The organism is Devosia sp. (assembly GCF_040509215.1).
Lineage (GTDB): Bacteria > Pseudomonadota > Alphaproteobacteria > Rhizobiales > Devosiaceae > Devosia.
On the sequence record NZ_JBEVLL010000257.1, the window covers coordinates 1 to 12,181 of the forward strand.

At 63.8% G+C, this 12,181-nt stretch carries 12 protein-coding genes; 4 read left to right on the forward strand and 8 right to left on the reverse strand.

What is annotated here, in order from left to right:
* The 4 genes from ABW043_RS14420 to ABW043_RS14435 all read left to right on the forward strand — a co-directional run.
* The coding region (locus ABW043_RS14420) for an ABC transporter permease (RefSeq protein WP_353921902.1) at positions 1 to 699 on the forward strand (699 nt) is incomplete at its 5' end.
* Positions 696 to 1,847 carry an ABC transporter permease gene (locus tag ABW043_RS14425; RefSeq protein WP_353921903.1) on the forward strand — a complete coding sequence of 384 codons (1,152 nt, stop codon included), beginning with the start codon at positions 696 to 698 and terminating at the stop codon, positions 1,845 to 1,847. The genes ABW043_RS14420 and ABW043_RS14425, both read left to right, overlap by 4 nt.
* Before the next feature lie 7 nt (positions 1,848 to 1,854).
* On the forward strand, positions 1,855 to 3,528 hold the full coding sequence (locus tag ABW043_RS14430; protein WP_353921904.1) for an ABC transporter ATP-binding protein: 1,674 nt from the start codon (positions 1,855 to 1,857) through the stop codon (positions 3,526 to 3,528).
* Between the two features lie 10 nt (positions 3,529 to 3,538).
* Positions 3,539 to 4,336 (forward strand): NAD-dependent epimerase/dehydratase family protein, encoded by a 798-nt coding sequence (locus ABW043_RS14435; RefSeq protein WP_353921905.1) that lies wholly within the window; start codon positions 3,539 to 3,541, stop codon positions 4,334 to 4,336.
* Here ABW043_RS14435 and ABW043_RS14440 read toward each other — a convergent pair.
* The 8 genes from ABW043_RS14440 to ABW043_RS14475 all read right to left on the reverse strand — a co-directional run.
* A complete protein-coding gene (locus tag ABW043_RS14440) occupies positions 4,333 to 5,757 on the reverse strand; it encodes an MFS transporter (RefSeq protein ID WP_353921906.1) in 1,425 nt (474 codons plus the stop codon). The genes ABW043_RS14435 and ABW043_RS14440 overlap by 4 nt on opposite strands.
* A 128-nt stretch (positions 5,758 to 5,885) precedes the next feature.
* Positions 5,886 to 6,368, reverse strand: coding sequence for a GlcG/HbpS family heme-binding protein (locus ABW043_RS14445; RefSeq protein ID WP_353921907.1), 483 nt, complete (start codon positions 6,366 to 6,368; stop codon positions 5,886 to 5,888).
* Between the two features lie 89 nt (positions 6,369 to 6,457).
* On the reverse strand, positions 6,458 to 7,066 hold the full coding sequence (locus ABW043_RS14450) for a response regulator transcription factor (RefSeq protein WP_353921908.1): 609 nt from the start codon (positions 7,064 to 7,066) through the stop codon (positions 6,458 to 6,460).
* Positions 7,063 to 8,556 (reverse strand): sensor histidine kinase, encoded by a 1,494-nt coding sequence (locus ABW043_RS14455; protein WP_353921909.1) that lies wholly within the window; start codon positions 8,554 to 8,556, stop codon positions 7,063 to 7,065. The genes ABW043_RS14450 and ABW043_RS14455 overlap by 4 nt, the downstream gene beginning before the upstream one ends.
* Before the next feature lie 80 nt (positions 8,557 to 8,636).
* Positions 8,637 to 10,064, reverse strand: coding sequence for a siroheme synthase CysG (cysG, locus tag ABW043_RS14460; protein WP_353921910.1), 1,428 nt, complete (start codon positions 10,062 to 10,064; stop codon positions 8,637 to 8,639).
* Positions 10,065 to 10,085: 21 nt separating this feature from the next.
* The gene (locus ABW043_RS14465) at positions 10,086 to 10,949 is read right to left on the reverse strand and encodes a formate/nitrite transporter family protein (RefSeq protein ID WP_353921911.1); all 864 of its coding nucleotides are present in this window, start codon (positions 10,947 to 10,949) and stop codon (positions 10,086 to 10,088) included.
* A gap of 20 nt (positions 10,950 to 10,969) precedes the next feature.
* Positions 10,970 to 11,305 (reverse strand): nitrite reductase small subunit NirD, encoded by a 336-nt coding sequence (gene nirD, locus ABW043_RS14470; protein ID WP_353921912.1) that lies wholly within the window; start codon positions 11,303 to 11,305, stop codon positions 10,970 to 10,972.
* A 5-nt stretch (positions 11,306 to 11,310) separates the two neighbouring features.
* Positions 11,311 to 12,181: ferredoxin-like domain-containing protein (locus ABW043_RS14475; protein ID WP_502908649.1), on the reverse strand; the 871-nt coding region annotated here is incomplete at its 5' end.

Sequence of the window (12,181 nt, forward strand, 5' to 3'; positions counted from 1 at the left end):
CTGGTCTGGGGCCGCATGGGGATGACGGCGCTGATCTCGTTCCTGACGCTGATCACCATGTGGGCGGTGTCCCTGCCCATCGGCATCATCTCGGCAGTGCGCCAATATTCGGTCATTGATTATCTGACGACGACTTTTGCTTTTCTCGCTACCGCTGTGCCGGAATTTCTGGTCGCCATCGTGCTTCTCTACATTTCAACCATGTGGTTTGGCGTTTCGGTGGGCGGGCTCTTTTCGCCGGCCTTCGAGAATGCGCCATTCTCGCTCGCGAAAGTCTGGGACTTTTTCCAGCACGCGTGGATTCCGATCCTTGTCATCGGTCTTGGCAGCACGGCGGCGCTGACCCGCATCATGCGCGCCAATCTCCTTGATGAGTTGCACAAGCCCTATGTCGAGGCCGCCCGCGCCAAGGGGTTGCCCGAGGGCCGGCTCATTCTGACCTATCCGGTGCGCGTGGCGCTCAATCCCTTCATCTCCACCATAGGCTGGGTGCTTCCTGCCCTCATTTCCGGCGAACTCATCGTGTCCACCGTTCTCAACCTGCCCACGGCCGGGCCCCTGCTGCTGCAGGCGCTCAAGAGCCAGGACATGTACCTGGCCGGCGCCTTCATCCTGCTCACCGGCGGGCTGGTGCTCATCGGCACCCTGATCTCCGACATCCTCCTCGCCATTTCCGACCCGCGGATCCGTCTCTCATGAGCGCGCCCTTCGATACCGCCAAGGATGCCGAACTGCTCGACCAGCAGGTGCATGCCGGCAGCCTCGTTGCTGCCAGCCAGTGGACGCTGATCTGGCACAAGTTCAGCCGGCATCGCCTCGCTATGGTCGCCCTCGTCGTCGTGGTGCTGATCTATCTCGTGGCCGCCTTTGCCGAGTTTCTCGCGCCATACGATCCCGGCAAATTCGACCCGCGCTATACCTTTGCGCCGCCACAGCAGATCCATCTCTTCCTCACCGACGAGGAGGGGACGCGCTTTGCCCCGCATGTCCTGGGGTTCAAGAGTCAGGTTGATCCGAAGAGCTTTCGTCGACTGTTCCAGCCCGATCCGGAAAAGGTCATTCCCATCGGCTTTTTCGTCGAGGGACAGCCTTACAAGTTCTGGGGCATCTGGGACGCCAATCGGCACTTCCTCGGGCCCGTGGATAAGGCTGATCCATTCTTCCTGATCGGTGGCGATCGGCTTGGACGCGATCTCCTCAGCCGCACGATTCACGGCACGCGCATTTCCATGTCGATCGGTCTCGTGGGCGTGACACTGTCGCTCATCATCGGGCTGATCCTGGGTGGCATTTCCGGCTATCGTGGTGGCCTCATCGATCGAGTCATCCAGCGCGTCATCGAATTCATCCGGTCGGTGCCAACCATTCCGCTCTGGCTCGGCCTTGCCGCGGCCATGCCCAAGGATTGGCCGCCGCTGCAAATCTACTTTGCTATCCTGATCATCCTCTCGCTGATCGGCTGGACTGAAATTGCACGCGTGGTGCGCGGTCGCTTCCTCAGCCTTCGCCGCGAGGATTTTGTCATCGCTGCGCGGCTCGATGGGGTTAGCGAATTCCGCCTCATCATGCGCCACATGATGCCCTCGCTCTATTCGCACATCATCGCCGCCATCACGCTGGCCATTCCCAACATGATCCTGGCGGAAACGGCGCTGAGCTTCCTCGGCCTTGGCCTGCAACCGCCCATCGTCAGTTGGGGCGTGCTGCTGCAGGACGCGCAAAACCTGCGCGCCATTACCCAGGCACCCTGGCTCTTCGTGCCCGGCATCTGCGTCGTCGTGGCGGTGCTGGCCCTCAATTTCCTCGGCGATGGCGTCCGCGACGCTGCCGACCCCTATGCCAAGTGAGCCGGTCATGTCAGACGAAACCATTCTGAAAGTCCGCAATCTCTCGGTGGATTTCCCAATCCAGAAATCCGTTGCCCACGCGGTCAAGAATGTCTCTTTCGACCTCAAGCGCGGCGAGACGCTGTGCGTGGTGGGCGAGAGCGGTTCGGGCAAGTCGGTGACGGCCCGCGCCATTTTGCAGCTCGTCGCCAAGCCGGGCACCATCACTGGCGGTCAAATCCTGCTCGATACCGGCTCGGGCGAGGTTGATATCGCCAAGCTAGGCAGCCGTGGCCTTGCCATTCGCGAAGTGCGTGGCCGGCGCATTGCCATGATCTTTCAGGAGCCGATGACCAGCCTGTCGGCGGTCCACACGATCGGCCACCAGATTATCGAAACCATCCTGCTGCATGAAAAGGTCAGCAAGGAGGAGGCGCGGAAGCGGGCGGCAGCGCTGTTGGGCAGGGTCCGCATTCCGGAGCCGGAAAAGGCGCTCGATCGCTATTCCTTCGAGTTTTCAGGCGGCATGCGGCAGCGGGCGATGATCGCCATGGCGCTGTCGTGCAATCCGGAAATCCTGATTGCCGATGAGCCGACCACGGCGCTCGATGTGACGACGCAAGCCGAAATCCTGTCGCTGATCCGCGAACTGCAGAGGGATCGCGGCATGGCGGTCCTATTCATCACCCATGACATGGGCGTCGTCGCCCAGATCGCCGATCGCGTCATGGTCATGTTCCGGGGCGAGAAGGTGGAGGAGGCCGGTGTATTCGATCTCTTCGAGCGGCCGCAGCAGGCCTATACGCGGGCGCTACTTGGCTCGGTGCTAAAACTCGAAACGCCGGCACCCCGTCCGCCGCGTCCGACGGCGGAGAGGCCTATCGCGAAAATCGAGAATCTTGAGCTGCACTTTCCGCTCAATGCAGGCTTCATGGGTCGGCCTACCAATTATCTGAAAGCCATTGATGGGGTGAGCCTAACCATCAATCAGGGCGAGACGGTCGGTGTGGTGGGAGAATCCGGTTCCGGCAAGACGACGCTGGGGCGCACGCTGCTGCGGGTTTACGATCCGACCGGCGGGCAGGTCATGTATTGGCCGAGCGATGGCGAGCCGGTCGATATCGCCACGCTCAACAAGGCCGGCATGAAGTCGCTTTATGGCGAAGTGCGCATGGTGTTTCAGGACCCGCATTCCTCGCTCAATCCGCGCATGACCATCTACCAGACCATTTCAGAGCCGCTGCGGACCAATACCGACATGACCGAGCGGCAGATGATGGATCGGGTTTCCGAACTGCTGTCGCGTGTCGGCCTGCCGCCCGATATCGGCGATCGCTATCCGCATGCCTTTTCGGGTGGGCAGCGGCAGCGCATTTCCATCGCCCGCGCTGTGGCAGTGCGGCCCCGCCTCATTATTGCCGATGAGCCGACTTCGGCGCTCGATGTGTCGCTGCGCCATCAGGTGCTCGACCTGATGCGCGACCTGCAGACCGAGTATGGCCTATCTTACCTGTTCATTTCGCACGATATTTCGGTCATCCGCTATTTCTGCGATCGGGTGGCGGTGATGAAAAATGGTAGAATTGTCGAGGTTGGCGACGTGGTGCAGATTTGCGAGCAGCCGCAGCACGAATATACGCAAAGCCTGATCGGCGCCGTGCCGCGCCCCGATCCGCGCCTGCGCGCCGACGCCCCGCAATAAGGAAGTTCCCATGTCCACCATATTGCTGACCGGCGCTTCCGGAAGGCTGGGCACTCATATGCGCCGCTGGTTTGCCCAAAAGGGCAGGGCGGTGCTCGCGACCGACATCCGGCCGGACGAGGACGGCGGAGGAGTGGAGATTGCCGATCTCTCGGATCGCGAGGCGGTGGATCGGCTGATGGCGCGGGATATTTCCGGCGTCGTGCATCTGGGCGGCATGGCCAAGGAGGCCGGATGGCAGACCGTGCTCGATGCCAATATCATCGGCAGCTACAATATCTTTGAATCGGCCCGCAAAGCCGGGGTGAAGCGCGTCGTCTATGCTTCGACCTACCATGTCGTCGGCATGCATCCGACGCCGACTGACACTCCCATCGACCTCGATGCCGCCTATCGTCCGGACTCGCTCTATGCCGTCTCAAAAGCCTTCGGCGAGACGCTGGGCCGGCTCTATTTCGACAAGTTCGGCATTGAGTGCCTCGCCATTCGCATCTGCACGGCGGGCGACCCCGGCACGCCGCGCGAGGCGCGGCTTTGGCTCAATCGCGACGATCTGGCGACCCTGATCGAGACCGGGCTCGATCAGCCCGATATCGGCCATCGGATCGTCTACGGCATTTCAAACAACCCACGGGCGATGATGGTCAACGAGCCCGATCCAGCGCTCGATTGGGCGCCGGCTCACGGCTCGGCGGAACTCGGAAAACCCGATCCGCTGGCGCCCCTCGACGAGACCGATCCGCGCAACCGTCTGCTGGGAGGTGCCTTCTCGGTCTGGGGACATCAGGACGACAAATCCGACCTCTAGTGGGCGGCGAAGTTGGAGCTGGCGTCCTGCGGCTTGATCAGGCTGACCATGCGCCAGGCGGCAACGAGTGCCAGCGCTGCCGTGGCGGCGCCGAGGACGTAGACCGGAACCATCGCGAATTTCACCGCGTCGGCGGAAACTGCGACAGCCATACCGCCGGAATTTGCCGCGACACCAGCCAGCGCCGCGCCGATGGCATTGCCAGCCGATTGCGTCGTTGGCATCAGGGCGGATGCGCGGTCGCGTTCTTCGTCGCTGGCGGCTTCCATCATGGAGAGGTTGAGGTAGCCATTGTGCATGCCAAAGCCGCAGCCGATGACCAATTGGCCGATGATGACCACGGCCACCTGATCGACCTGCAACCCGGCCAGCACCAGCAATAGACCAAGCCCAATCATGCCAGGCCCAAGGCGGATCAGGGTCTTGCGGGTTTCCTTGCTGCGCACATTGGCGACGGTGATGGCCGAGGCGCTCCAGGCGACAGCGAGCACCGCGGCGATGGCACCGGCCGAGGCGGGCTTGTAGCCCCACATTTCCTGCACGACGAGCACGAGATAGACCGCCGAACCTGCGCCGGCGACGTTGATGAGAAGGACGACCCAAAGCCCCGTGCCGACCACCGAGATTGGGCGGAATGCGTCGCGCGGCATCAGGCGCTCTTCGGCCCTTCCGTCCATCCAGACGGTCGCTACGAGGAGAACGGCTGCAACGACCAGCAGGGCTGCGGCCGGCAGCGGGGCGGCGAGCCCGGCGAGGGCCACAAGCATGATGGCGGCGCCGATGGCGAACAGCCGCAAGCCGGGGAAACGTGCCACGACGCGATCCTCCGCCGAATGGGCAGGGACCTTGATCACAACCATGGCGGCAAAGATCAGCACCAGCGGCACATTGACGAGGAAAGCGGCGCGCCAGGAGACCATTTCGGTGAGGAGACCGGCGGCGGCGGGGCCGCCAAAAGCGGCGATGGCCCAGATCATCGCCTGCAGGCCGAAGACCTTTGGCACGAGGCGCGAGGGGAAGAGTTCGGGAATTAGGGCGAAGCAGATGGCCGAGACCACGCCTTCGCCGAGGCCTTGAAGCGCGCGGCCGACCAGGACTTGCGGCATGGACGTTGCGCTCGCGGCGATCACGGTGCCGAGCAAAAAGACGCCGGCCGAGACCAGTAAGGCGGTGCGCGCGCCAAGGCGCTGCTTGAGAAGCGCGGCGCCCGAGCCGCCGACAATGGCGAAGACAAGGAACAGTGTTAGCGCCCAGGAAATCAGCGCCACGCCGCCCAGTTCCTGCACGGCTGTCGGCAGGGAAATGGAGGCGAGGAAAGCGTTGAAGGCGAGGAGCGCCACGCCGAGGCAAAGGATCAGCGTCACGGTCGCGTAGCGCGGCGTGAAGATTTCAGCCCAGCGACCTTCGACCGAATCCGACATGTTGCCTCCTATTTTCCAAGTGCAAACTTGTTTAATTCAAGTCGCCGGAGAAGGCAATCAATTGTGCAGCGCGCCCGAAAATTGTGCAGGGATAAGCGAGGGCGAGCGGTGGCTCGCCCCGTTTGTGTTTATTCAGCGCCGATGGCGGTGAGGCCAGCGCGGGCGCAATCGGCGTCGAGACCGCCATTCGGAGCACCGCCGACACCGATGCCGCCGACCAGGGCTTCGCCGATGCGGATGGGCAGGCCGCCAGCCTGGATGACGAAGCGGGAGTCCATGTCGCGGAGGCCATCGTTCTGCGGGTTGGCGGCGATGAAATCAGCGAGTTCGCCGGCATCGCGGCCGAGAGCGGCGGCAGTAAAGGCCTTGCCTTCGGCGCTGCTGCCGGTGTGCGGGCCGGACATGTCGGCCTTGAGGAGGACCTTGGTCGCGCCATCGCGCGCCACCACGGCAACCGAGACATTGTGGCCACCAGCGGCGCAGGCTTCGAGCGCGGCCTGCGCTGCAGTCGTCGCAAGGTCGAGCGGCAGGTAGGGGGCGGTCGGCAGGTCCTGCGCGAAAGTGGCGGTGGGGGCCAGCAGCATGGCGGTCAGAGCGAGGGTGCGAAGCATGGTGATTTCCTCTGCGTTGGTGATGAGGAAATCCTAGCCGCGGTGCCGGTTTGGATGAATCGGTAGGGCTGGCGCCGGTCTCGGTAGAACTACCGAGTGCCCTGCACTTCGAGCCAGAGACGCGTCATCTCGGCCTGGGACGTGGTGCCCAGTTTGAGCCCGATGGCGGCGCGGTGGCTGTCCACAGTGCGCGGGGACAGGCCAAGCCCTTCGGCAATCTCGCGCGTCGAAAACCCCTGTGCAATGCGCTCAAGCACTTCCGTCTCGCGCGGGGTCAGTGCCGAGAGAAGCGCCAGCGTTTCGGCCCGCAGCGCCTTGGCGCCGAGGTTGCGATCGAGCATCTGCTGGGCGCGCTGGATGGCGTCGATCAGGTCCTGCTCGTCGACGGGCTTTGAGAGAAAGTCGACGGCGCCATTGCGGAAGGCGCGACGGCAGGCCTCGATATCGCCGTGGCCGGAAATGACGATGGTGGGCCAGTCGACGCCCTGCGCCAGCAATTGCTCCTGCAGTTTCAGACCACTGATGGCGGGCATGCGGATATCGAGGATCAGGCAACCTGGTTCGAGCCGCGGCAACTGCCCGAGAAAGGCGGTCGGATCGCCGAAGCCTTTTACACTGAGGCCGATGGTGGAGAGCAGCAGGCTCAGCGCATTGCGCACGGCCTCGTCGTCTTCGACGAGATAGACTGGCTGGGTCATGCTTTTGCATCTCCCTTTGCCAGAGGCAGCGTCACCCGGAAGAGTGCGCCCTGATCCTGCGGGACATAGGCAATCTCGCCGCCGGCCCGTTCGATGAGACGTTGGCTGAGTGCCAACCCAAGACCGGTGCCTTCGGGCCGGGTGGTGGTGAAGGGTGTGAAGAGTTTTGGCACGAGCTCGGACGGGACACCGGGGCCATTGTCGGCAATATCGAGCCTAGCCACGCCATCGGTTTCGGAAAGAGCGATGCTGACGTCGCGCGGCTCGGATTGCTCGGACAGGGCCTCGAAGGCATTGCGCAGCAGGTTGAAGATCACCTGTTCCAGTTCGACGGGATCGGCGAGGACGCTGATCGGCTTGGCCGGCAGGTGCGGCTGGACGATGACGGCGCGTTGGGCAGCTTCGCCCTCCAGCAGCGTGATGACCGAACGCACTGCAGCGCCGAGATCGACCGGCGTTGCGACCGGCCGTTGTGGACGTGACCAGTTGCGCAGCCGCTCGAGAATGTCGGCGGCGCGGCGGGCTTGGCCGACCGTATCATCAAGCACCTTACCCAGGGCTGCATTATCCTGCCGGGCGAGGAGGTGCTTGCCCGCCTGAGCTTGCGCCAGAATGGCGGTCAGCGGTTGGGTGAGTTCGTGGGCCATGCCACTCGCCATTTCGCCCATGGCGTTGACGCGCGAGGCATGGGCGAGGCGCGATTCCATGTCGCTCAGTTCGGCGCGGCGCTCGGCAAGGCGCGTGCGAGTGCGCTGTTGCACGAGGGCGGAACCGATCGCAGCAAGGAGACCTGTACCGAGGATGATTGCTGCCAGCCGATCGGGCGGTAGCAACTGACTGAGACTTACCGGCATGGACGCTTCCAGCAGCAGTGGTTGGGTAGCACTGCCGAGGCGGCGAGAAAATTGCGGTGCAGGCATTTCCGCGGGTCCGTAGACCACGTGCCCATCCGGCATGGTCAGCCGCAGCGTCGCACTGCCATTCCGCCAGAAGGTGGCTTCTGACGCGAGCAGTTGCGCTGCATCGACGGCCAGCATCAACCCGTCGCGGGCCGCATCGCTGTTCGGGCTGCGCTTGACCATCAGGTAGTGGCCGGGGCGCTCCGGCGTCGTCAGCAAGGTGGTTTGGCCGGTCGAGGCCTCTGCCGCCGCTTTCACTTCCTCGGCGAGGTTGGGTTCCAGCGGCTTCGTGCCGGCTATGGGCGCTGCGTCTTCGAGCGGCACAAGCTGGATTTCGTCGATGCGCGGATAAAAGCGCAGGATGGTGGTGGCGACCTCAAGAAAGGCGCTGCTGTCGGTCTTGTCCGCCTGGGCGATGGCAGAGAGCGCCGTCAGGTGGGCATCATGCTGGTCGGCGCGTTGCGCGGCTTCGGCGGCCAGGGTCGAGCCAGCCTGTTCCAACTCGCCGAGCAGAGTCACCTGGCGATAGAAGCCGAGGCCCGCGGTGCCGAGCAGGGCCAGTCCCAGCCACCAGATCCAAAACCACCTCATCTGCACGGCATGCCAGCGTTCATCACGCCGCCATCAATGACCCAATCTGGCCTCTCGGGGCAAGGTCAATCGCCTTATGGTCAGGCCGTGGCCTGCAGTTGAGCTTCGGCGGGCAGGCGCAGGGCCGAGCCGATGCCGAGGATGATCGGGCAGTCGAGATCGAGGTTTTTGGCCCTGTCGGCCGCATCGCGCAGGCAAGTGTGGACGATGTTCTGTCCGGCACGGCTGACATTGGAGGCAAAAACAACCGGCGTGTCGGGGGCAAGGCCGGCCTCGAGCAGGCGTGCCACCAGCTCACCCGAAGTGCGGCCGGCCATATAGTAGAGATGGGTCGTCGATTTGTCGGCGAGGGCCGACCAATCGAGATTGGTGGGCAGCTTTCCGTCGCGGCTATGGGCGGTGACGAAGCGGACGGATTGGGCGCAATCGCGATGAGTAAGCGATAGCTTTAGCTCGGAAGCGAGCGCCAGGGCGGTGGTAATACCGGGGACGACATCCACCGGAATGCCGGCCCGGTTGAGTTCGGCGATCTCTTCGCCGGCCCGGCCGAAGATCATCGGGTCGCCGGACTTGAGGCGCACCACACGACGGCCTGCCTTGGCCAGCGTGATCATGGTGCGGTTGATGTCTTCTTGTTTGCAGCTATCGCGGCCGCCGCGCTTGCCAACCAGAATGCGCTTGGCCTCGCGCCGCGCCAACTCCAGCACTTCGTCGGAGACGAGATCGTCGAAAAGGATGACATCGGCCGCCTGCAGGGCACGCATGGCCTTGAGGGTGAGATATTCGGCATCGCCCGGGCCGGCGCCGACGAGGGTGACCCGGCCACCTTCGGTGCCCTTGGCCTCGTCGATCCAGCTTTCGAGTTCGGCTTCTTCAGCAGGAGTGTGAAACGCCCCGTCGGCGAGGCGCTGCCAGAATTGGCGGCGCTCGGGGCCGGGTTGGAGGAGGTTGGTGGCGCGCTCGCGGATCTGTCGGGCCAGGCCCGCCCAATCCATCAGGCTTTTTGGCAGCATAGCCTCGATGCGCTGGCGCACCGCCTGGCCGAGAATGGGAGCGGCGCCGGTCGTCGAAATGCCCACCACCAGCGGTGAGCGATTGACGATGGAGCCGAACTGGAAATCGCAGAAGGCAGGCTTGTCGATGACGTTTACCGGCACGCCGAACCGGCGCGCGGCGGCGGCAAAGTGGGCGGCTTCTTCGTCGTCCTCGCAATCGCCGATTGCCATGGCGTAGCCATCCCAGGAGATGACCGTCCAATGGCAGCCGAGAAGCGTCACCTGGCCGGAGGAGGCAAGGCCCTGCATTTCCTCGGAGAGTTCGGCTTCTAGCGCGGCGATCTCAACCGTCGCGCCGGTCGCCGCAAGCAGTTCGGCTTTCCAGGCGGCTGCTTCCGAGCCACCGGCAAGCAGAACGCGCTTGCCGGTGAGAGTGTAGAAGACCGGAAGGGTCGAGAGGGCGGCAAGGCGCGGACGCTGTGCTTCACCCGGCTGGCGCGTGACGATGTGCATCTCCCGGTCTCCTTGCCTGGTTTATTCGGCCGCTACGGGGCTGGCCTTGATTTCGCGCACGGTGCCCACGGCAGAGGGCTTTTTGCGCGACGGGGCGGTGCGACTGTGGGTGGCGTAGAGCGTGAGGCCGACAAAGGTCAGGCCGCCGACGAGATTGCCGATGACGGTGGGGATCTCGTTCCAGATCATATAGTCCCAGAAGGAGAACTGGCCGCCGAGCAGGATGCCCGAGGGGAAGAGGAACATGTTCACGATGGAATGCTCAAAGCCCATGTAGAAGAAGAGCATGATGGGCATCCACATGCCCAGAACCTTGCCGGTGACCGAGTTGGACATCATGGCGGCGACGACGCCGGTCGATACCATCCAGTTGCAGAGCACGCCGCGGATGAAGAGGGTCAGCATGCCGGCGGCGCCATGGGCGGCATAGCCGAGCGTGCGGCCTTCGCCGATATGGCCGATGCGTTCGCCTACGGCGTCCGGCGCCTGGGTGAAGCCGAAGGTAACGACGATTGCCATCATCAGCGCCACGGTCAGCGCGCCCGCGAAATTGCCGGCGAAAACGAGCCCCCAATTGCGCAGTACGCCGCCAATGGTCACGCCGGGGCGTTTGTCGATCAGCGCCAGCGGCACAAGGGTGAAGACGCCCGTCAGCAGGTCAAAGCCCATGAGGTAGAGGAGACAGAAGCCGACGGGAAAAAGGATGGCTCCGGCCAGCGGCTGGCCGGTCTGCACGCTGATGGTGATGGCGAAGGCGGCAGCCAGCGCCAGGATGGCGCCGGCCATGAAGGCGCGTATCAGCGTGTCGCGGGTCGACATGAAAACCTTGGCCTCGCCGGCGTCGATCATCTTCTTGATGAAGTCGGATGGAGCAACATAGTCCATTTTGGAAATCTCCCGATGGGTCAGGCAGCCGTGGCGGCCGCAAAAGTCTGGGTGTCGATGAGGATGCGGTCCTGGTGGAGGCGGAGCGGATAGGTCCGCACCGCGCCCTCGTCGGCGCCCTGGGCGACGCCGGTTTCGAGCGAGAAAACCCAGTTGTGGAGCGGACAGGTGACCTGCGCGCCATGGACGATGCCCTGGCTTAGAGGGCCGCCCTTGTGGGGGCACTGGTCGTCGATGGCGAAAACCTTGTCGTCAGCCGTGCGGAAGACGGCGATCTTGCCCATCGGCGTCTTGATGCAGCGGGCGCCGCGGCGGGGAACGTCTTCGAGGCAGCCGATATCGACCCAATCGTTCATCGCAATCACTCCGCTGCCTGCAACATCTGGAAATCGGCCATGGCCGCGAATTCGTGGGCGTCGCGGCCGTTGACGCGCTCTTCCCACGGATCGACCTGGGCGAATTTCTGCGAATAGACGAAGCGCTCGAAGAGCTGGCGGCGCTTGGCCATATCCTCAACCACATTGGCCTTGATCGAGTCCGAGCCGACGCGCTTGGCCCATTTGTAGATGCGCTCGAGATAGCGGCCCTGCTCGCGATAGAGCTGGGTCAGCGCCACGATGATCTCGAGCGCCTCGTCCTCGCTGTCGGCGTGGCACAGCAGTTCGGTGCCCTTGATGTCGAGGCCTGCGGCGCCGGCAAAATGTATGTCGTAGCCAGAGTCGACGCAGATCACGCCGATGTCCTTGCAGGTGGCCTCGGCGCAATTGCGCGGGCAGCCCGATACCGCCAGCTTGAGCTTGGCCGGGGTCCAGGCCCCCCACATGAACTTTTCGATGCGAATGCCCAGCCCGGTAGAATCCTGGGTGCCAAAGCGGCACCAGTCCGATCCGACGCAGGTCTTAACCGTGCGCAGCCCCTTGGCATAGGCGGCGCCAGACACCATGCCGGCCGCATTGAGATCAGCCCAGACGCCCGGCAGATCCTCTTTCTGTACACCCAGCAAGTCGATGCGCTGGCCGCCGGTGACCTTGACCGCCGGGATGGCGAACTTGTCGGCAACGTCGGCAATGGCGCGCAATTCCTTGGGGCTGGTCATGCCGCCCCACATGCGCGGCACCACCGAATAGGTGCCGTCCTTCTGGATATTGGCATGCGCACGCTCGTTGATGTAGCGCGACTGCTGGTCGTCGCGATATTCGCCGGGCCAGGTCGCGAGCAGGTAATAGTTGAGC